This window comes from Dryocola clanedunensis (assembly GCF_038405435.1).
Classification (GTDB): Bacteria; Pseudomonadota; Gammaproteobacteria; order Enterobacterales; family Enterobacteriaceae; genus Dryocola; species Dryocola clanedunensis_A.
The window spans coordinates 1-20,625 of record NZ_JBBYHZ010000011.1 but is presented as its reverse complement, the minus strand read 5'-3'; the positions used below and the strand labels follow the sequence as shown (position 1 = coordinate 20,625).

The window sequence follows — 20,625 nt, the reverse complement described above, 5'->3', positions numbered from 1 at the left end:
TTACCCTTACTGCACGGCAAATTGCTGACGAATTTTACGCATCAGCAGGAAGATCCACGGCCAGAGCACGCCGTTCACCACGCTGCTCCAGAAGATTTCAGGTCGGAAAGAGACGTTGATAACCAAAAATTCTGACCAGAAGACGATGACGTCGGTCACCAGCGACAGCAGCATGACCACAAGAGCCTGCTGCCACAGCGCGAGGTTACGGAACAGCTGGAATTTTAGGGCTGCCAGATAGGCGACGATACTCAATGACAGGGCGCGAACGCCCAGCGTGGAGCCACTAATCAGATCCAGTATGGCACCCACCACAAAACCTGTGCCCACATTTACGCGATGGGGCAAGGCCAGGATCCAGTAGAGCAGGATCAGCAGCACCCAGTCCGGACGATAAACTTTCAGATCGTCCGGCCAGGGCATGACCTGCAATAACAGTGCGACCAGAAATGAGAGCCAGATAACCCAACGTCCCTGGCTACGATAGCTCCCCACTACTGCCCCCCTCGGGTCACAGCTGCGGAAGGAGCCTTCGCTGCGGGTGCGGGCTGGGTGATCCCGGTGGCCGGTGGCGGCACGGGTGCAGGCGGCCCAACGGAATCAGCGGAAGGGAGAACCTGCGGCATCATCTGCATCAGACGCTCGTTTGCTACGCGATGAACCTCATCAGGCTGCATCGGCGTCTTGCCTTCGCGGTCCGCCCCCCACAGCAGCAGCAGATAGCGCAGACGTTGCAGACCAGCCGTTGGGCGGGCCTGAATCACCGTGTACGCACGCTGCGTATCGAGTTTGACGGACGACACCACGCCGACCGGATAACCTTCCGGGAAGCGGCCACCCAGTCCAGAAGTCACCAGTACGTCACCCACACGGATATCCGTGTTGGCAGGCAGGTGCTCCAGTTGCAGATCGTCGGTGCAGCCGTTACCGGCGGCAATCACGCGGATATCATTTCGCAGCACCTGAATCGGCAGCGCATGGGTGGCATCGCAAATCAGCAGGACGCGGCTGGTAAGCTTGGCTACCGCAACAACCTGGCCGACCACGCCTTTATCACTGATAACCGGCTGGCCTTCGTAAACCCCGTTGACGCTGCCTTTATCGATAACGACCTGGTCGCTGTAGGGATCGCTGACGGTAGAGATCACCTGGGTGACCATCTTTTGCTCGTCCTGGCGCAGCGGCGAGCCGAGCAGCTCACGCAGGCGTGCGTTTTCCTGACGGAACTGGCCCATCATCAGTAATTCGCTGTTTTTCAGGATCAGTTCCTGACGCAACGCGCGGTTTTCAAGTTCCAGCTGGTCACGTGACGCCAGCGTTTGCGACACGCTATCAAGCAGTTCACGGGGACCATTTGAGACGAAATAGAAAGGGCTGACGGCAGTATCCATGTACGTTCGGATCTGGCTGAACGCACCGAGGCGGCTGTCGGCGACAATGACGCCAATCGCGACTAATAGCGCCAGGATAAGGCGAATCTGTAGCGACGGGCCACGGCTAAAAATGGGCTTCATAGGCTATGCGTATTCCGAGGCCAACAAGAAGGGGCAGTCCAGGACTGCCCTAACGTGCGGCTGATTACTCTTCGCTGAACAAGTCGCCGCCGTGCATGTCGATCATTTCCAGCGCCTTGCCACCGCCGCGGGCTACGCAAGTCAATGGATCTTCTGCAACTACTACAGGAATACCGGTTTCTTCCATCAGCAGACGGTCGAGGTTACGCAGCAGCGCGCCACCACCGGTCAGTACCATACCACGCTCGGAGATATCGGAAGCCAGTTCTGGCGGGCACTGTTCCAGTGCAACCATCACCGCGCTCACGATGCCGGTCAGCGGCTCTTGCAGCGCTTCAAGAATTTCGTTGGAGTTCAGGGTGAAGCCACGCGGCACACCTTCTGCCAGGTTACGGCCACGCACTTCGATTTCACGGACTTCGTCGCCTGGGTAGGCAGAACCGATTTCGTGCTTGATACGTTCCGCGGTGGCTTCACCAATCAGGGAGCCGTAGTTACGACGCACATAATTAATGATGGCTTCGTCGAAACGGTCACCGCCGATACGCACGGAGGAGGAGTAAACCACACCGTTAAGGGAGATAACGGCTACTTCGGTAGTACCACCACCGATATCCACCACCATTGAACCGGTAGCTTCAGAAACTGGCAGGCCTGCACCAATTGCCGCAGCCATTGGCTCTTCAATCAGGAACACTTCACGCGCGCCCGCGCCCTGAGCGGACTCACGGATAGCACGACGTTCAACCTGCGTTGCACCTACTGGCACACAAACCAGCACGCGCGGGCTTGGGCGCATGAAGCTGTTGCTGTGAACCTGTTTGATGAAGTGCTGCAGCATTTTTTCAGTCACGAAGAAGTCAGCGATCACGCCGTCTTTCATTGGACGAATAGCCGCGATATTGCCAGGCGTACGGCCCAGCATCTGCTTTGCGTCATGACCTACGGCAGCAACGCTTTTCGGTGAACCGGCACGATCCTGGCGAATGGCCACGACGGAGGGCTCATTCAGTACGATGCCTTGTCCTTTTACATAAATCAGGGTATTCGCGGTACCCAGGTCAATGGACAGGTCATTGGAAAACATGCCACGAAATTTTTTCAACATACTAAGGGATAATCCTGAAAGCTGGGGCGGAAACAAAATCCGCTTACTTTACCAACCACACGCTGCAGCGACAAGGCGCTTAAATGTTCTGCAACGGTGAAAAATTGTGCTGTTTGCTTCAGCTGTAACATCTACTATCAGCGGCGCTTCATCCGTAGAGGAAGTGAACAGATGCTGTAGGTTAAACGAACAGTGCAAAGTAGCAAACCGATACCTTGCATGCTGCGATATTCTTGCCGGCAGGCGTATTCGCCCCCTTGAGATACAGCGCGCGTTATTCTACGTGGAAAACTTGATAAACGGCAGGTTAAACCGAGTATCTTTGTGAATATTTTTTCACGTTGCTGTCCAGCGGCGCGGAGGAGGCAAAAAAATCACCCTGAGCACCGCTTATACCCTTCTCGGTCAGCGTCTGCCATTCTCCCCGCGTCCTTACGCCCGTAGCAAAGACCTGGGTTTTCGTACCGTGACAGGTCTCGACAAGGCTCTGTACAAACAGCTGATTTTCGGTGCGCTTCTGGATGTTTCGCACAAGGCCTGGATGCAGTTTTATTAGCTCTACGTCCAGCTCCTTGATGTAGCTTGTGCTGACCACAGTTAAACCGGCCTGAACAATCGCCACTCGGGCACCAAGAGCCTTGATTAACCTAATCACCGGCTGTAGGCGGCTGATGTGTTGACACACATCCGCCTCTGCAAGTTCAAAAATAATTCGCGTTCGCAGCGATTTTTCACATTGCATTAACGTATCCCTTAGCCAGCGCTGGAAAGGAACGCGAATTAGCGAATCAACCGTTATCTGCACGGCGAGCGTCTCTTCGGGCCAGAACCCCACCAGCGGCAGGGCTCGGGCGATGATTTTGCGGTCGTATTGCTCAAACAGGCCGAACTGCTTCACCATCGGCATGTACTCGGCCGACAGTACCTCTTCCTCACCGTCAAAGATACGGCACATGATTTCGCGATGATGAACGTTTCCGCTGCGGTTCACCGCTGGCTTCTGGTAGAAGCGCGGTCCGCCACGGTGCAACGACTGCTCAATTAGAGTACGCCACTTAACGTTTCCGCGCCCCTTTTCCGGCAGCTTATCGTCATATATCGACCAGCTGTTAGTGCCCTGCAGAGAAGCATTGCGGGTCGCCACCTCCGCATGTTCCATCACCTGCTCTTTCGTATGGCCACTTCGCCAGGCGCAAATACCGATGTGCAGCATGTCGTTACGGTCAAGAATTCGCGTTGGCGGCAGAGCGTCCACGGCGGTCAGAAGCTGGCTGGCGAAACTGTCCGCTTCTTTTAAGGTGCGATGGGGCAGCAGGACAGCAAAATCGCTGCGGAAATAGCGGGCAAGCAAAGCGCCCGGATAGCGCATCACAAAGGTGGACAGCAAGTTAATCAACGTGAAGAGATACTCTTCTACTGCCGCACGGCCCCAGGTATCGTGGAGGGTGTCAAAATCCGGCAGGCGGATAATCATCACCACGCCGTGGGCGCCGACCTGTTCCTGATCTTCCAGCAGCATCGCCAGCTGGTTATCAAAGAACAGGCGGTTATTAAGCCCCGTTTTGCCATCCTGAGCGGCAAAGGCCCGAATCAAAGTATCCATGCGGCTGCGCTGTTCGCTGGCATTCTGAAGATCGGATAGCAGCACGTCCATCGCGCTACTGGCGCGGGTTGGCCACTCCAGCACGGACCCTCTTACGCCAGCGCTTCGGTCACCGTTGAGAATGCGGGTAGCGCGTTTTTCCAGCAGCTCCTGCCCGGCCAGCTGTCTCTTCATCCAGCGCATAGCGAGCAGCAACACCAGCAGCATGAGGCCGATGGCTATAGAGAGCGGTACGGTAGTGAATAAAGAGTGGTAGTAGCTGGCAACGGGATCGCGGTAGGTCAGGCTGACGGACATGCCAGGGTGCTTCATGAGATTAACCGTCGTCTGCCTGGTGCCATATTCCAGGGTCTCCGGCTCGTAACCATGCATAAGCTTCTGGGTATAGACCTCCGAGTTACCCATTTTCAACCGAATCTCAGTGATATCGATCGGCACCATGACGTCGTTAAGGCGCGTGGAGAGCATTTCGGGGGAGGAGGTGACCAGCTCGCTGTCAATAATAGTGGCAACGGCCAGCATCCGTTGATGCACTTTGTCATGGGTGGCATTGAAGAAGCTGAGCGAGCAGCCAATGAGCGTCACGAAGATGGCTAAGCCGGTTAGCAGCGTCATAAATGCTGAAAGTTTCGTCGTTAATCGCATCCCTGAGTTAACTCCGTCTGCTGAAGAAATCGCCACCTTAACCGGGCCTGGGTTGACGCGGCATTACATAGCAAAAGGCTATGCCTGGCAAACCCCGTTAGCCAAAACATCGCCATTTATTGCGGCAAACGGGCATAAGGCGTCATTAAGCGAGTATAGTCGGCAACTTTTTTTTGCCAAAGGTAAGCAGCGGTAACAGCCGGGCTTTACCGTAAATTTCAATTTTTTGTGAGATATTCGCCGGGAGACCACTTCTCCGTCATGCTTAGCTAAAAGCATTTCAGGAGATCGCCATGAAAAAGGTTACCCGTTTTACCGAGGCCGACGTCACGCCAGAATCCGTTTTTATGCTCAAGCGGCGCCAGGTGCTCAAAGCACTGGGTATTACTGCCGCCGCGCTTTCCGTTCCGCAAACGGCCAATGCCGATATTCTTTCATGGTTTAAAGGCAACGATCGCCCACCGGCCCCCTCGGGTAAACCGCTCCAGTTCAGCAAACCCGCTCAGTGGCAGGCGAAGCTCCCCATGACGCCGGAAGACAAAGTCACGGGCTATAACAACTTCTATGAGTTTGGGCTGGATAAAGCCGACCCGGCGGCCAATGCCGGTAGCCTGAAAACCGATCCGTGGCAGCTGAAAATCAGCGGCGAAGTCGCAAAGCCAGTAACGCTTGACCTCGATGACCTCTATAAACGTTTCCCTCTGGAGGAGCGAATTTACCGCATGCGCTGCGTGGAGGCCTGGTCGATGGTCGTGCCGTGGATTGGCTTCCCGCTCAGCAAGCTGCTGGCCCTGGTCGAGCCGAACAGCAACGCGAAGTACGTGGCCTTTGAAACGCTCTACGATCCGGAGCAGATGCCCGGTCAGAAAGATCGCTTTATCGGCGGCGGCCTGCAGTATCCCTACGTGGAAGGCCTGCGCCTCGACGAAGCGATGCATCCATTAACTATGCTGACGGTGGGCGTTTACGGTAAAGCCCTGCCGCCGCAGAACGGCGCGCCGATCCGGCTGACCGTCCCCTGGAAGTATGGCTTTAAAGGAATTAAGTCTATCGTCAGCATTAAGCTGGTTCGTGAGATCCCGCCCACCACCTGGAATATGGCAGGGCCGAACGAGTACGGCTTTTATGCCAACGTAAACCCAAATGTCGATCACCCGCGCTGGTCGCAGGCGTCCGAAAGGTTTATCGGATCCGGCGGCATACTGGACGTGAAACGTCAGCCAACCCTGCTGTTCAACGGCTATGCCGACCAGGTCGCTTCGCTGTATCGGGGCCTCAACCTCAAGGAGAACTACTGAGTGCGTCTGACTGCAAAGCAAATCACCTGGCTGAAGGTGGCGCTGCATCTTGCGGCGTTTCTCCCCTTTGTATGGTTGTTCTATGCGGCAAACCAGGGGCTGTTCAGCGCGGACCCGGCTAAAGACATCCAGCATTTTACCGGCAGGATGGCGCTGAAGCTGCTGCTGGCGACTCTGCTTATTACCCCACTTGCCCGCTACGCGAAGCAGCCGCTGCTGATCCGCACACGCCGTCTGCTTGGCGTCTGGTGTTTCGTCTGGGCATCCATCCACCTGACCAGCTATTCGCTGCTGGAGCTGGGGATAAACAATATTGGCCTTTTGGGCAAAGAATTAGTGACCCGTCCTTACCTCATGCTGGGCATCGTGAGCTGGATTATCCTGCTCGCTCTGGCGGTAACCTCAACGCAAAGTGCCCAGCGTAAGCTAGGTAAACGCTGGCAAAAACTGCACAACTGCGTCTATCTGGTTGCTATCCTCGCCCCCATTCATTACCTGTGGTCAGTGAAGATTCTCTCCCCCCAACCCTTGCTTTATGCCCTGGGTGCCTTCATCCTCCTCGCCCTGCGCTACAAGAAGTTCCGTCAGTGGTGGCGATAATTCCAGAATTTTGCCGTTTATCCCAAAACTAACGCCCTGACGGGCGTTGAAAGCAATAGGGGTTGATCATCTTCCCTGATAAGACCAGTATTTAGCTGCCAAATGCTACGAAATCGTTATAATGTGCGACTTTGGTTTTTCTGACAGGCCATTTTCAGGGTCTGAAGGTGACAACCGAGCAACTTAGGTATATTTTGTAAAATGCCTACAAATTGCGGGAGATGGCAGCACGATGTCGGGTAATTTTCACATTTTGCTTTTGAACGGTCCTAATCTGAACATGCTGGGTACACGCGAGCCGGACAAGTACGGCGACCAGACCCTGGCACAGATTGTTAACGCGCTTGAGAACGAAGCGAAAAGCCTTAACGTGTCGCTCAGCCACCTGCAATCGAATGCGGAATATGCGCTAATCGACCGAATTCATCAGGCGAAAGACAACGTCGACTTTATCCTGATTAATCCGGCCGCGTTTACGCATACGAGCGTTGCGCTGCGTGATGCCCTGCTGGCGGTGAGTATCCCGTTTATCGAGATCCACCTGAGCAATGTGCATGCGCGCGAACCGTTCCGCCACCATTCGTATCTTTCTGATAAAGCTGTCGGTGTGATCTGCGGATTAGGCGCCGACGGTTATTCATATGCACTACAGACGGCGGTCAAACGCCTGTCAAAATCCATCTAACAAGAGTACGGAACCCACTCATGGATATTCGTAAGATTAAAAAACTGATCGAGCTGGTTGAAGAATCAGGCATCTCCGAACTGGAAATTTCTGAAGGCGAAGAGTCTGTTCGCATCAGCCGTAGCGCGCCTAACGCGGGCTACCCGATGATGCAGCAAGCTTTCGCTGCGCCAATGTACCAGCCACAGCCGCAACCTGGTCTGTCTAACGCTGTTGCTCCTGCCGCTACCCCGGCCATGGAAGCTCCAGCCGCTGCTGAAGTCAGTGGTCACATCGTACGTTCCCCGATGGTCGGTACTTTCTACCGTACCCCAAGCCCGGATGCGAAAGCGTTTATTGAAGTTGGCCAGAAAGTTAACGCCGGCGACACTCTGTGCATCGTTGAAGCAATGAAAATGATGAACCAGATCGAAGCTGACAAATCAGGCGTGGTGAAAGCCATTCTGGTTGAAAACGGCCAACCGGTAGAATTTGACGAGCCGCTGGTCGTCATCGAGTAACGAGGCGAACATGCTGGATAAAATTGTTATCGCTAACCGTGGTGAGATCGCCCTGCGTATTCTTCGTGCCTGTAAAGAACTGGGCATCAAGACTGTCGCCGTACACTCCACCGCGGACCGCGACTTAAAACACGTACTGCTGGCGGATGAGACGGTCTGTATTGGCCCGGCTCCGTCCGTAAAAAGCTATCTGAATATCCCGGCAATCATCTCTGCGGCAGAAATCACCGGCGCAGTGGCGATCCACCCGGGCTACGGCTTCCTGTCTGAAAACGCCAACTTTGCCGAGCAGGTTGAGCGTTCAGGCTTTATCTTCATCGGTCCGCGCGCCGACACTATTCGCCTGATGGGCGATAAAGTTTCTGCGATCAACGCGATGAAGAAAGCTGGCGTACCTTGCGTGCCAGGCTCTGACGGCCCACTGGATGGCGATATGGATAAAAACCGTGCCCATGCGAAACGCATCGGCTACCCGGTTATTATCAAAGCCTCCGGCGGCGGCGGCGGTCGTGGTATGCGCGTTGTGCGTAACGACGCGGAGCTGGAACAATCCATTAATATGACCCGTGCGGAAGCAAAAGCTGCTTTCAACAACGACATGGTCTATATGGAGAAGTACCTCGAGAACCCACGCCATATCGAAATTCAGGTACTGGCAGACGGTCAGGGCAACGCAATCTATCTGGCAGAACGTGACTGCTCCATGCAGCGCCGTCACCAGAAAGTCGTCGAAGAAGCGCCAGCGCCGGGCATCACGCCTGAGCTGCGTAAGTTCATCGGCGAGCGCTGCGCGAAAGCCTGTGTGGATATCAACTATCGCGGCGCGGGTACCTTCGAGTTCCTGTTCGAAAACGGCGAGTTCTACTTCATTGAGATGAACACCCGTATTCAGGTTGAGCACCCGGTAACAGAAATGATCACCGGCGTTGACCTGATCAAAGAGCAGCTGCGCATTGCGGCCGGTCAGCCACTGTCCATCAAGCAGGATGAAGTTCACGTTAAAGGCCATGCGGTAGAGTGCCGTATCAACGCCGAAGACCCGAACACCTTCCTGCCAAGCCCGGGCAAAATCACCCGCTTCCATGCACCAGGTGGTTTTGGCGTGCGCTGGGAATCTCATATTTATGCCGGTTACACAGTGCCGCCATATTATGATTCCATGATTGGCAAACTGATCTGCTACGGCGAAACCCGTGAAGTGGCAATCTCTCGTATGAAGAATGCCCTGGCGGAGCTGATCATCGACGGTATCAAAACCAACGTTGAGCTGCAGACCCGTATCATGAATGACGAACACTTCCAGCAGGGTGGCACCAACATCCACTATCTGGAGAAGAAGCTGGGTCTTCAGGACTAGTTTTCGTTACGTCACGCTGTTCAGAAGGCCGGATTATCCGGCCTTTTTTTATTTTTACCCGCCATCATTTCCATCATTTATCCTCTGCTGATGCGATGTGTTTTGACCGTTCGCCTCTGAAAACCGACCCTCTCCTCAGCGAATCTTTCGCTACCAATAACTTTTAACTATCAACACAGAGGATAAGACTATGAGTACCAATCTGGTTCGTGACGGTGATTTTGAAACAACGGGCTCCAGCGCATGGAACATGACGGCAATTAACGAGGGGGGTGTTAAAAAGGAATCGGAGACGGTAACCAATCAGTACTGCCAGATCTTCCCTTCTGAATCCACCTATCAGGATATCGGCTTAGGCATAAATCAAAGCTTCATGCTGACGTTCAAATACCGTGGCATTATCGGCGGTACGGTACATATCTTTAACAGCAATTCAAATGAATCAGTTGAGATTATCAAAAGCCTGTCACCGCAGGAGAATTGGACCGACATGAACGTCCAGTTTACGGTGGATTATGACTACAGTGCGTATCGCCTGCATTTCCAGGCGGCTTATTCCGAACTGACTGATGAGACTCTCGATATTGATGAAGTTTCTGTAGTGGAAGTGACTCAGGACTAATTGTCGCTACGCCCCCGTATACCTTGATACGGGGGCATATCTGTTCCGCTGACAGCGACTTACCCTATCCGGTGGTTTTCTTTTTTTATTCTCCGCCAGCGTCAATGCGCTACAATCGCCGCTTTCCGCGAACTCAAGGGATAATAATGGACAAGCGTTTTGTTCAGGCCCATAAAGAAGCGCGCTGGGCGCTCTGGCTAACCCTGGCCTACCTTACAGCTTGGTTAGTGGCTGCTTACTTACCTGGAAACGAGATCGGTCCGACCGGCCTGCCGCACTGGTTTGAAATGGCCTGCCTGCTGGTACCTCTGGTCTTTATCGTGCTGTGCTGGACGATGGTGAAATTCATCTTCCGCGACATACCGCTGGAGGATGACAATGCAGCTTGAAGTGATTCTGCCGCTGGTCGCCTATCTGCTGGTGGTGTTCGGCCTGTCCGTTTACGCCATGCGCCGCCGCAGCACCGGCAACTTCCTTAATGAATATTTCCTCGGCAGCCGCTCAATGGGCGGCTTCGTGCTGGCGATGACCCTTACCGCCACCTATATCAGCGCCAGTTCGTTTATCGGCGGGCCGGGGGCGGCCTATAAATACGGCCTGGGATGGGTGCTGCTGGCGATGATCCAGCTGCCCGCGGTCTGGCTGTCGCTGGGCATTTTAGGCAAGAAATTTGCCATTCTGGCGCGCCGCTACAACGCGGTAACGCTCAACGACATGCTTTATGCCCGCTACCGGAGCCGCCTACTGATCTGGCTGGCGAGCCTGAGCCTGCTGGTGGCCTTTGTAGGCGCGATGACGGTACAGTTTATCGGCGGTGCCCGCCTGCTGGAAACCGCTGCGGGCATCCCTTACGAAACTGGCCTGTTAATTTTCGGCATCAGCATTGCGTTGTACACCGCGTTCGGCGGCTTCAGGGCGAGCGTGCTTAACGATGCCATGCAGGGAATGGTGATGCTTGTCGGCACCGTTTTGCTGCTGATAGGCGTGATTCATGCCGCAGGTGGTCTGCACAGTGCGGTGGACAAGCTGCAGCACATCGATCCGAAACTGGTTTCTCCGCAGGGCGCCGACAACATTTTGTCGCCTGCGTTTATGACCTCGTTCTGGGTGCTGGTGTGCTTTGGCGTCATTGGCCTGCCGCACACCGCGGTGCGCTGCATCTCCTACAAAGACAGCAAAGCCGTTCACCGTGGCATTATTATTGGCACCATCGTGGTGGCAATTTTAATGTTTGGTATGCATCTGGCGGGTGCGCTGGGCCGGGCGGTACTGCCCGACCTGAACGTGCCGGATCTGGTGATCCCAACGCTGATGGTGACCGTGCTGCCGCCTGTTGCCGCCGGGATTTTCCTCGCCGCGCCAATGGCCGCTATTATGTCGACCATCAACGCTCAGCTGCTGCAGTCCTCGGCGACAATCGTTAAAGATCTCTACCTCAATATGCGCCCGGAGCAAATCCACAACGAGAAGCGCCTGAAGCTGATGTCCTCGGTGATTACCCTGGCGCTGGGAGCACTGCTGCTGCTGGCGGCGTGGCGTCCACCTGAGATGATCATCTGGCTGAATCTGCTGGCCTTCGGTGGCCTGGAAGCCGTTTTCCTGTGGCCGCTGGTGCTGGGCCTCTACTGGGAACGGGCGAACGCGGCGGGCGCGCTCAGCGGCATGATCGTCGGCGGCGTGCTGTATGCGGTGCTGGCGAGCTTTAATATCCAGCTGTTCAGCTTCCACCCTATCGTTCCTTCACTACTATTAAGTTTGCTGGCCTTCCTGATTGGGAACCGCTTCGGTCATAGCGTCCCCGCGCCAGCGCTTGTTTCAACTACTGATAAATAAAGAGTTTCGCCATGCCATGGATCCAACTGAAGATTAATACCACCGGTGCCAGCGCAGAAGAGCTGGGTGACGCGCTGATTGAAAGCGGCTCGGTGTCCGTAACGTTCCAGGATACCCACGACACGCCGGTGTTTGAGCCCCTGCCGGGGGAAACCCGCCTGTGGGGCGATACCAACGTGACGGGCCTGTTTGACGCGGAAGCGGACATGAAAGAGGTGGTCGCCATTCTTGAGAATCACCCGCTGCTGGGTCAGGGCTTCCCTCATAAAATCGAGCAGCTCGAGGATAAAGACTGGGAGCGCGAGTGGATGGATAATTTCCACCCGATGCGCTTTGGCGAGCGCCTGTGGATTTGCCCAAGCTGGCGCGACGTGCCGGATGAGAATGCGGTCAACGTCATGCTCGACCCTGGGCTGGCTTTCGGTACCGGCACTCACCCGACTACCTCGCTGTGCCTTGAGTGGCTCGACGGGCTGGACCTGGCTGGCAAGACAGTCATTGATTTCGGTTGCGGTTCCGGCATCCTTGCCATTGCTGCGCTGAAGCTGGGCGCGGCGAAAGCCATCGGTATCGACATCGATCCTCAGGCAATTCAGGCCAGCCGTGACAATGCCCAGCGCAACGGCGTCTCTGAGCGCCTCGAACTTTACCTCCCGCAGGATCAGCCAGAAGCGATGAGCGCCGACGTCGTGGTCGCAAACATCCTGGCAGGCCCGCTGCGTGAGCTTGCGCCGTTAATCAGCGTGCTGCCTGTTGAGGGCGGTTTCCTGGGGCTGTCCGGCGTGCTGGCCAGCCAGGCAGAAGGCGTTTGCGAAGCCTACGCGGACAAATTCACGCTCGATCCTGTTGCCGAAAAAGAAGAGTGGTGCCGCATTACGGGTATCAAACGCTGATTTAAATCTTATTGCAGCGTGGCTGTCCGGCCGCGCTGCATATTCCGAATCTTTTCCCTCGCCATCTTTCGCCCCTGCTTCCCGCCGCGTCTGGATTTATAATTAATCGCTTTAATTCATTGAATTAAAACATACAAAAACATAAGTCCAATCAGGGAATGAATCTATGAAAACACAGTTACGAGTCGCTGCACTTCTTATTACGGGCATGCTGCCAGCGTTTGCCATGGCTTCGCACTGGAGCTATGAGGGCAAGGATTCTCCGGAGCACTGGAGCGAAATTGACGCGAACAACCAGCTTTGCCGACAGGGTATGAATCAGTCACCCATCGATATTAATAAGGCCATGCAGGCCCATCTTCGCCCGTTAAACACAGCCTACGCCGACTCGCCGATTAGCATCATTAATAACGGCCATACCATCCAGGCGGGGTTTGCTGAGAAGGCGAAGGATATCGTCACAATTGACGATGTTGCCTTCCAGTTACAGCAGGTACACTTCCACGCTCCGAGCGAAAACACGCTGCACGGGAAGCACTACGCGATGGAAATGCATATGGTGCATAAGAATGCCGACGGTGAAATAGCCGTCGTGGCGGTGATGTTTGAAACCGGTGCCGCAAACGAAGAGCTGGCGAAGCTTTGGCAGGCCATGCCTGCGAAGGCAGAAGAGTCTTCCGCATTAAAGCAGAAAATTGATGTGAATAAGCTGCTGCCCGCTGATTTGACCCACTATCGCTTCAGCGGCTCGCTAACGACGCCGCCTTGTTCTGAAGGGGTCCGCTGGCTGGTGATGAAGCATCCCGTCACCCTGTCGGCACAGCAGCTCAAACAATTCACGGATGTTATGCATCATGACAATAACCGACCGGTACAGCCGCTGCACGGTCGGGTAATTGTTGAATAATTAATCGCTTAGCGGGGCCCGTGCCCCGTATTTCATCTGCGGTTCACGGGGCAAAATCCTGAACTAAAAGCCCGCAAAATTGCGACCTTCATCGCATAAAAGCACTAAAACAGCCTATTTATGCAGCAGTTTATCTCGCTCACAGGCTTTAAATAGTGGTTAATCGCTGCTGTTTTTTCGCTAATTTTAAAAGAGCACAAATCATTCAATATCAGCTAAATCAATGATATTTAAATAAATTAAAATTTCGTTTATCGGAAGCTTAATGATTCATTGATCTACAACAGCGGATTGCTCAAAGTTTGTCCTTTCATCTCGTGTAAAAAATGCGTAATATACGCCGCCTTGCAGGTACAGTATGGTCATTTCTTAACTCATGCGCATCGGACACCACCAGCTCAGAAATTGCCTTATCGCAGCACCTATGGCTGGCATTACCGACAGACCATTCAGGACCCTGTGCTACGAGATGGGAGCAGGTTTAACCGTTTCCGAGATGATGTCCTCCAACCCTGAAGTTTGGGCGAGCGACAAATCCCGTTTACGGATGGTGCATGTGGATGAACCAGGTATTCGCACCGTGCAAATTGCCGGCAGCGATCCTGAAGAGATGGCAGAAGCCGCACGTATTAACGTGGCAAACGGCGCCCAGATTATTGATATCAATATGGGATGCCCGGCCAAAAAGGTGAATCGCAAGCTGGCAGGTTCAGCGCTGCTGCAGTATCCGAGTCTGGTGAAGTCTATCGTGACGACGGTGGTGAAGGCAGTGGATGTTCCTGTGACCTTAAAGATTCGCACCGGCTGGGATACGGCGCACCGTAACTGTGTAGAGATTGCCCAACTGGCTGAAGACTGTGGCATTCAGGCCCTGACAATTCATGGACGCACCCGCGCCTGTTTATTCCAGGGAGACGCTGAGTACGACAGCATTCGGGCAGTTAAGCAGAAAGTTTCCATTCCGATTATCGCGAATGGTGACATTACTGACCCGCTTAAAGCCAGAGCTGTGCTCGACTATACAGGGGCAGATGCTCTGATGATAGGACGTGCAGCTCAGGGAAGACCCTGGATCTTTCGGGAAATCCAGCACTATCTGGACACTGGAGAGTTGCTTGCTCCCCTGCCTCTGGCAGAGGTAAAGCGCTTACTTTGTGCACATATTCGGGAACTTCATGACTTTTATGGTCATGTTAAGGGATACCGAATTGCGCGCAAACACGTATCCTGGTATCTCCAGGAACACGCTCCAGATGACCAGTTTCGGCGCACATTCAACGCCATTGAAGATGCAGGCGAACAGCTTGCGGCGTTGGAGGCATACTTCGAAAATTTTGCGTAATAGAAATAAAGAGCTGACAGAACTATGTTCGAACAACGCGTAAATTCTGACGTACTGACCGTTTCTACCGTTAACTCTCAGGATCAGGTTACCCAAAAACCCCTGCGTGACTCCGTGAAACAGGCACTGAAGAACTATTTTGCTCAACTGAATGGTCAAGATGTAAACGATCTGTATGAGCTGGTACTGGCTGAAGTAGAGCAACCATTGTTGGACATGGTGATGCAATACACCCGTGGCAACCAGACCCGCGCTGCCCTGATGATGGGCATCAACCGTGGTACGCTGCGCAAAAAATTGAAAAAATACGGCATGAACTGATACTAGTCAGTTAGTGTTGTTTAAGAAGGCGCTACTCGGCATGGGGATGCGCCTTTTTTATTGTTTAAATCCTGCCGCCCTCCTTTTTCTCTCCATAATTTTCCCGCCCTGCGGCTTTACCTCCACTTTGTTTACACAGCACATGAATTGCAATTATTGCCCTCTGCGTACGGCGTAATGGCGGTGATAAAATAAGCACATTCACACCGAGGTGGACTTTGTGAGGACACAGTGCGAACACTTCGCACCATCGAGAGTTCTCCCTGCTTCGGATTGGTATCAATGAGGTTGAAAATGAAAAAGCTAATCGCGGCAGCGCTGCTCTCGACACTTCTGGCTGGTTGTGCGACTAACTCCCCCTGCGTGCCGGTCTATGATGACCAGGGCCGTCTGGTGCACACCAATACCTGCATGAAAGGGACAACCCAGGATAACTGGGAAACGGCAGGCGCCATTGCCGGAGGCGCAGCGGCCCTGGCAGGTTTGACCCTGGGCATCGTTGCCCTGACCAAATAGCCGTAAACGATTTTATGAAGCCTTCGCAGGTCGGATGACATTTACTGTGAAAAGGCTTCATCAGCAATCTGAGCGCGAGTCTAACTCGCGCTTTTTTTTGCTCTGCATTCTTAAAGTGCAGCCAGTTGGGGACATGTAAATTTTAAGCCTCGCCCCGGAACGTCTCTCTCCCGGCAAACGTGAAACAAATCACTCAAAACGTGGCTGCTACATTCATTTGCAGCGCACCGCGTGATAATTCTCACAACTCCGCACGAACCCTATCATTGCTACTATTAACGCCTGAAATTAGTTCTTTCCGCACGATCAAATCCTGAAACTATTTTGCTCTGAAATGTGGCGCAGGTTTCAGTTTTGCACCGCGACGGGGCGTTGAGCGCTCCTTTTCCTGTCTACACTCAGCTTACTGCGCGCGGCCGTACACGCATATTGCCGAGCGCAAACCTGGCATTACCTTTGCTTTACCCAGACTGGCTGATGCCACAGACAGGTAACGGCGCCTCCGGGACGCCACAAAATATAACGATAATTTCGCCACACAGGATGCATTATGAAAAAGATGATACTCGCCACGCTGGTCGCAGCCGGATCCTTGTTAGCGGTTGCGGGTCAGGCTCATGCCGGGACCTCGCTTGATGCAGTAAAAAAGAAAGGCTTTGTGCAATGCGGAATTAGTGACGGTTTGCCTGGTTTTTCTTATGCCGATGCGAGCGGTAAATTTTCCGGTATTGATGTGGACGTTTGCCGCGGCGTTGCCGCTGCGGTATTTGGAGATGCCTCGAAAGTTAAATACACGCCGCTGACCGCCAAAGAACGCTTCACGGCGCTGCAATCTGGCGAAGTCGACATTCTTTCACGTAACACCACCTGGACCTCATCCCGCGATGGCGGCATGGGCATGATCTTTACCGGCGTGACCTATTACGACGGCATTGGCTTCCTGACCCACAATAAAGCGGGCCTGAAGAGTGCTAAAGAGCTGGACGGCGCCACGGTCTGCATCCAGGCCGGTACGGATACCGAGCTGAACGTCGCCGACTACTTTAAAGCGAACAACATGAAGTACACCCCGGTGACCTTCGACCGTTCCGATGAATCTGCGAAAGCGCTGGAGTCCGGCCGCTGCGACACGCTCGCGTCTGACCAGTCCCAGCTGTACGCACTGCGCATCAAGCTGAGCAATCCGGCTGAATGGATTGTCCTGCCAGAAGTTATCTCTAAGGAACCGCTGGGCCCGGTAGTGCGCCGCGGTGATGAAGAGTGGTTCGCCATCGTGCGCTGGACGCTGTTCGCCATGCTGAACGCCGAAGAGATGGGCGTCGACTCCAAAAACGTCGACCAGATGGCCGCTAACCCAACCACGCCGGATATGGCTCATCTGTTAGGTAAAGAGGGTGACTTCGGGAAAGACCTGAAGCTCGATAATAAATGGGCTTATAACATCGTTAAGCAGGTCGGTAACTACGCTGAAATCTTCGACCACAACGTCGGCGCGGAAAGCCCGCTGAAAATTAAACGCGGTCAGAACAACCTGTGGAACAAAGGTGGTATTCAGTACGCTCCGCCAGTTCGCTAAGCGAAACGTCAGAAACGGGCGCTGCGCAGGTAGCGCCCAGAGTCAGATTTTATGTTACTGAGGTTTGCTTATGCTCCATCGCCGCCCAGCCGTAAAAGGAGACTTCTCCTTCTCTAATCCCGCGGTTCGTGCCTGGCTGTTTCAGATTATCGCGGTCGCCATTGTCGTTGGCATCGCGGTTTACCTGATACATAACACCGTCACCAACCTTAATAATCGTGGCATCACCTCAGGCTTTGCGTTTCTCGACCGGGCCGCCGGTTTTGGCATCGTCCAGCATCTTATCGACTATGAGCAGGGCGATACCTATGGCCGGGTGTTCGTGGTCGGGCTACTGAATACCCTGCTGGTTTCCGCGCTGTGTATTGTGTTTGCATCATTTATTGGCTTTTTCCTGGGCCTTGCGCGCCTGTCGGAAAACTGGCTGCTGCGCAAACTCTCTACCCTCTATATTGAGACGTTCCGTAATATTCCGCCGCTGCTGCAAATCTTCTTCTGGTACTTTGCCGTGCTGCGTAATCTGCCCGGGCCGCGCCAGGCCGTCAGCGCCTTCGATCTGCTGTTTCTCAGCAATCGCGGGCTGTATATCCCTTCCCCGCAAATGGGCGAAGGTGCCATCGCTTTTGTCGTAGCCATCATTGCCGCGCTGGTTGTGTCCGCCGGGCTTTATCGCTTCAATAAGATGCATCAGGTTAAAACCGGCCAGCTTCGCCGTACCTGGCCCGTTGCGCTTGCGCTACTGATAGTCTTACCCATGCTCGCACAGTGGGGCTTCGGCGCGGCTCTGCACTGGGATGTTCCAGCCCTGCGTGGTTTTAACTTCCGTGGTGGGATGGTGCTGATCCCGGAGCTAGCTGCACTGACGCTGGCGCTGTCGGTTTATACCTCCGCGTTTATCGCCGAGATCATCCGCTCGGGTATTCAGTCGGTGCCGTACGGCCAGCACGAGGCTGCACGTTCGCTTGCGCTGCCGAATCAGGTCACGCTGCGCCAGGTCATCATTCCACAGGCGATGCGGGTCATTATCCCACCGTTAACCAGCCAGTATCTCAACATCGTCAAGAACTCCTCGCTGGCGGCCGCCATCGGCTACCCGGATATGGTGTCGCTGTTTGCCGGGTCGGTGCTCAACCAGACCGGACAGGCCATCGAAACCATCGCCATTACGATGTCGGTCTACCTGATTATCAGCCTGACTATCTCCCTGCTGATGAATATCTACAACCGCCGCATAGCCCTGGTTGAACGCTAAGGAACCATGATGACGAAAGCATTAATCTCCCATCAGGCGCCACCAAAGATCGTTCGTTCGGGCGCGATACAGTGGACCCGCAAAAACCTGTTCTCCAGCTGGACCAACAGCCTGCTAACGCTGTTCTGTATCTGGATGATGTGGGAACTGATCCCGCCGCTGCTGAACTGGACAATCTTCCAGGCGAACTGGATAGGTGAAACACGAGCCGACTGCACCAAAGAAGGTGCCTGCTGGGTCTTCATTCACGCCCGCTTTGGGCAATTCATGTATGGGCTTTATCCCCACGATCAGCGCTGGCGCATCAACCTCGCATTAATCATCGGTCTGGTGTCTGTCGCGCCTATGTTCTGGAGCGCCATGCCGCGCCGCGGTCGCTATATCGCTGCGTGGGCCGTTATCTACCCGCTGGTTGTGTGGATCTTGCTCTACGGCGGCTTTCTCGGTCTGGAACGAGTGGAGACTCGCCAGTGGGGCGGACTGACATTAACGCTGATCATTGCCTCCGTCGGGATTGCAGGAGCATTACCGCTGGGGATCTTACTGGCGCTTGGACGACGTTCAACGATGCCGGTGGTAAGGATCCTTTCCGTCGTGTTTATTGAGTTCTGGCGCGGCGTTCCGCTGATTACGGTCCTGTTTATGTCATCGGTCATGCTGCCGCTGTTTCTGGCGGAAGGAACAAGCATCGATAAGCTAATACGTGCGCTGGTAGGGGTGATCCTGTTTCAGTCAGCCTATGTCGCAGAGGTTGTGCGCGGTGGGCTACAGGCACTGCCAAAAGGGCAATACGAAGCGGCGGAGTCTTTAGCTTTAGGCTACTGGAAAACTCAGGGGCTGGTGATTTTGCCTCAGGCACTGAAGATGGTGATCCCGGGCCTTGTGAACACCATCATCGCCCTGTTCAAGGACACCAGTCTGGTGATCATCATCGGCCTGTTCGATCTGTTCAGCAGCGTGCAGCAGGCCACGGTAGATCCCGCATGGCTGGGGATGTCTACGGAAGGCTATGTTTTTGCAGCCCTGATCTACTGGGCTTTCTGTTTCAGTATGTCGCGCTACAGCCAGCATCTGGAAAAGCGCTTTAACACCGGGCGGGCACCGCACTGAGGATGAATATGAGTCAAATTACACTGCAACCCGCTGACGCGATGATCATGCTGGAAAATGTGAACAAGTGGTACGGACAGTTTCACGTGCTTAAGGATATCAACCTGAAGGTAAAGCAGGGCGAAAGAATCGTTCTCTGCGGGCCGTCAGGCTCGGGGAAATCTACGACCATTCGCTGCATAAACCATCTGGAAGAGCATCAGCAAGGGCGAATCGTTGTTGACGGAACGGAGCTGAATGACGATCTGCGCAATATAGAAAAGGTCAGAACGGAGGTAGGGATGGTCTTCCAGCACTTCAATCTGTTCCCGCATCTTACCGTTTTGCAGAACTGTACTTTGGCCCCCATTTGGGTCAAAAAGATGCCAAAGAAAGAGGCTGAGGCGCTGGGCATGCACTATCTGGAACGAGTGCGTATTGCCGAACATGCACATAAATTCCCAGGGCAGATCTCCGGCGGCCAGCAGCAGCGCGTGGCCATTGCACGCTCGTTATGCATGAAACCGAAGATCATGCTGTTTGATGAGCCAACGTCCGCACTCGATCCGGAGATGGTTAAGGAAGTGCTGGATACCATGATTGGCCTGGCGCAGTCGGGTATGACAATGCTGTGCGTGACCCATGAGATGGGCTTCGCCAGAACGGTGGCGGATAGAGTGATCTTTATGGATCGGGGTGAGATAGTGGAACAGGCAGCGCCGGATGAGTTCTTCGCTCATCCGAAATCTGAGCGAACCCGCGCTTTTCTGTCTCAGGTTATTCATTAATATCAAAGCAAAGGCCGCTTTCGCGGCCTTTTTAGCCGGAATGTTGTGCCTTTCCCAAAGCAAAAAGGCCATCCTTGCGGATGGCCTTCTTTTATTTGAAGCCTGGCAGTTCCCTACTCTCGCATGGGGAGACCCCACACTACCATCGGCGCTACGGCGTTTCACTTCTGAGTTCG

Annotated in this window: 21 protein-coding genes and 1 rRNA gene; 17 read left to right on the top strand and 5 right to left on the bottom strand. The window is 54.2% G+C overall.

Annotation, left to right across the window (positions count from 1 at the left end; all coding sequences use genetic code 11):
• Positions 1–6: 6 nt before the first annotated feature.
• The 4 genes from mreD to csrD form a co-directional block, all read right to left on the bottom strand.
• Positions 7–495: a rod shape-determining protein MreD gene (mreD, locus tag AAE045_RS18975; protein WP_455549040.1), complete on the bottom strand. Its 489-nt coding sequence runs from the start codon at positions 493–495 to the stop codon at positions 7–9.
• A complete protein-coding gene (gene mreC, locus AAE045_RS18970; RefSeq protein ID WP_455549039.1) occupies positions 495–1,514 on the bottom strand; it encodes a rod shape-determining protein MreC in 1,020 nt (339 codons plus the stop codon). Before mreC ends, mreD begins: the two co-directional genes overlap by 1 nt.
• A gap of 64 nt (positions 1,515–1,578) precedes the next feature.
• Positions 1,579–2,622, bottom strand: coding sequence for a rod shape-determining protein MreB (mreB, locus tag AAE045_RS18965; protein WP_000913396.1), 1,044 nt, complete (start codon positions 2,620–2,622; stop codon positions 1,579–1,581).
• A gap of 307 nt (positions 2,623–2,929) precedes the next feature.
• The gene (gene csrD / locus AAE045_RS18960) at positions 2,930–4,870 is read right to left on the bottom strand and encodes an RNase E specificity factor CsrD (protein WP_455549038.1); all 1,941 of its coding nucleotides are present in this window, start codon (positions 4,868–4,870) and stop codon (positions 2,930–2,932) included.
• A 293-nt stretch (positions 4,871–5,163) separates the two neighbouring features.
• Between csrD and msrP the strand changes: the two genes are divergently transcribed.
• The 17 genes from msrP (at position 5,164) to AAE045_RS18875 (ending at position 20,449) form a co-directional block, all read left to right on the top strand.
• Positions 5,164–6,168, top strand: coding sequence for a protein-methionine-sulfoxide reductase catalytic subunit MsrP (gene msrP / locus AAE045_RS18955; RefSeq protein WP_455549037.1), 1,005 nt, complete (start codon positions 5,164–5,166; stop codon positions 6,166–6,168).
• Positions 6,169–6,768 carry a protein-methionine-sulfoxide reductase heme-binding subunit MsrQ gene (gene msrQ, locus AAE045_RS18950; RefSeq protein WP_455549036.1) on the top strand — a complete coding sequence of 200 codons (600 nt, stop codon included), beginning with the start codon at positions 6,169–6,171 and terminating at the stop codon, positions 6,766–6,768.
• Positions 6,769–7,000: 232 nt separating this feature from the next.
• The gene (gene aroQ, locus AAE045_RS18945; protein WP_455549035.1) at positions 7,001–7,453 is read left to right on the top strand and encodes a type II 3-dehydroquinate dehydratase; all 453 of its coding nucleotides are present in this window, start codon (positions 7,001–7,003) and stop codon (positions 7,451–7,453) included.
• A 20-nt stretch (positions 7,454–7,473) separates the two neighbouring features.
• Positions 7,474–7,953, top strand: coding sequence for an acetyl-CoA carboxylase biotin carboxyl carrier protein (accB, locus tag AAE045_RS18940; protein ID WP_202306198.1), 480 nt, complete (start codon positions 7,474–7,476; stop codon positions 7,951–7,953).
• A 10-nt stretch (positions 7,954–7,963) separates the two neighbouring features.
• Complete coding sequence (gene accC / locus AAE045_RS18935) at positions 7,964–9,310, top strand: acetyl-CoA carboxylase biotin carboxylase subunit (RefSeq protein WP_271128051.1); 1,347 nt, start codon at positions 7,964–7,966, stop codon at positions 9,308–9,310.
• A gap of 190 nt (positions 9,311–9,500) precedes the next feature.
• Positions 9,501–9,932 (top strand): hypothetical protein, encoded by a 432-nt coding sequence (locus AAE045_RS18930; RefSeq protein ID WP_455549034.1) that lies wholly within the window; start codon positions 9,501–9,503, stop codon positions 9,930–9,932.
• A 146-nt stretch (positions 9,933–10,078) separates the two neighbouring features.
• A complete protein-coding gene (locus AAE045_RS18925; RefSeq protein WP_455549033.1) occupies positions 10,079–10,321 on the top strand; it encodes a YhdT family protein in 243 nt (80 codons plus the stop codon).
• Positions 10,311–11,765, top strand: coding sequence for a sodium/pantothenate symporter (gene panF, locus AAE045_RS18920; protein WP_455549032.1), 1,455 nt, complete (start codon positions 10,311–10,313; stop codon positions 11,763–11,765). Before AAE045_RS18925 ends, panF begins: the two co-directional genes overlap by 11 nt.
• An 11-nt stretch (positions 11,766–11,776) precedes the next feature.
• A complete protein-coding gene (gene prmA / locus AAE045_RS18915) occupies positions 11,777–12,658 on the top strand; it encodes a 50S ribosomal protein L11 methyltransferase (RefSeq protein WP_455549031.1) in 882 nt (293 codons plus the stop codon).
• A gap of 166 nt (positions 12,659–12,824) precedes the next feature.
• Positions 12,825–13,565 carry a carbonic anhydrase gene (locus tag AAE045_RS18910; RefSeq protein ID WP_455549030.1) on the top strand — a complete coding sequence of 247 codons (741 nt, stop codon included), beginning with the start codon at positions 12,825–12,827 and terminating at the stop codon, positions 13,563–13,565.
• A 376-nt stretch (positions 13,566–13,941) separates the two neighbouring features.
• Positions 13,942–14,907, top strand: coding sequence for a tRNA dihydrouridine synthase DusB (gene dusB / locus AAE045_RS18905; RefSeq protein ID WP_455549029.1), 966 nt, complete (start codon positions 13,942–13,944; stop codon positions 14,905–14,907).
• 24 nt (positions 14,908–14,931) lie between these two features.
• Positions 14,932–15,228: a DNA-binding transcriptional regulator Fis gene (gene fis / locus AAE045_RS18900; RefSeq protein WP_000462905.1), complete on the top strand. Its 297-nt coding sequence runs from the start codon at positions 14,932–14,934 to the stop codon at positions 15,226–15,228.
• 294 nt (positions 15,229–15,522) lie between these two features.
• Complete coding sequence (locus AAE045_RS18895; protein ID WP_202306212.1) at positions 15,523–15,744, top strand: hypothetical protein; 222 nt, start codon at positions 15,523–15,525, stop codon at positions 15,742–15,744.
• A 550-nt stretch (positions 15,745–16,294) separates the two neighbouring features.
• Entirely contained in the window at positions 16,295–17,320 is a 1,026-nt protein-coding gene (locus tag AAE045_RS18890; RefSeq protein ID WP_455549028.1) for an amino acid ABC transporter substrate-binding protein, read from the top strand.
• A 70-nt stretch (positions 17,321–17,390) separates the two neighbouring features.
• Positions 17,391–18,572, top strand: coding sequence for an amino acid ABC transporter permease (locus AAE045_RS18885; RefSeq protein WP_455549027.1), 1,182 nt, complete (start codon positions 17,391–17,393; stop codon positions 18,570–18,572).
• A gap of 9 nt (positions 18,573–18,581) precedes the next feature.
• The gene (locus tag AAE045_RS18880; RefSeq protein WP_455549026.1) at positions 18,582–19,682 is read left to right on the top strand and encodes an amino acid ABC transporter permease; all 1,101 of its coding nucleotides are present in this window, start codon (positions 18,582–18,584) and stop codon (positions 19,680–19,682) included.
• Positions 19,683–19,690: 8 nt separating this feature from the next.
• Positions 19,691–20,449, top strand: coding sequence for an amino acid ABC transporter ATP-binding protein (locus AAE045_RS18875; RefSeq protein WP_455549025.1), 759 nt, complete (start codon positions 19,691–19,693; stop codon positions 20,447–20,449).
• A 100-nt stretch (positions 20,450–20,549) separates the two neighbouring features.
• Here the strand turns inward: AAE045_RS18875 and rrf are convergent.
• Positions 20,550–20,625 (bottom strand): 5S ribosomal RNA (rrf, locus tag AAE045_RS18870); the annotation flags it as partial.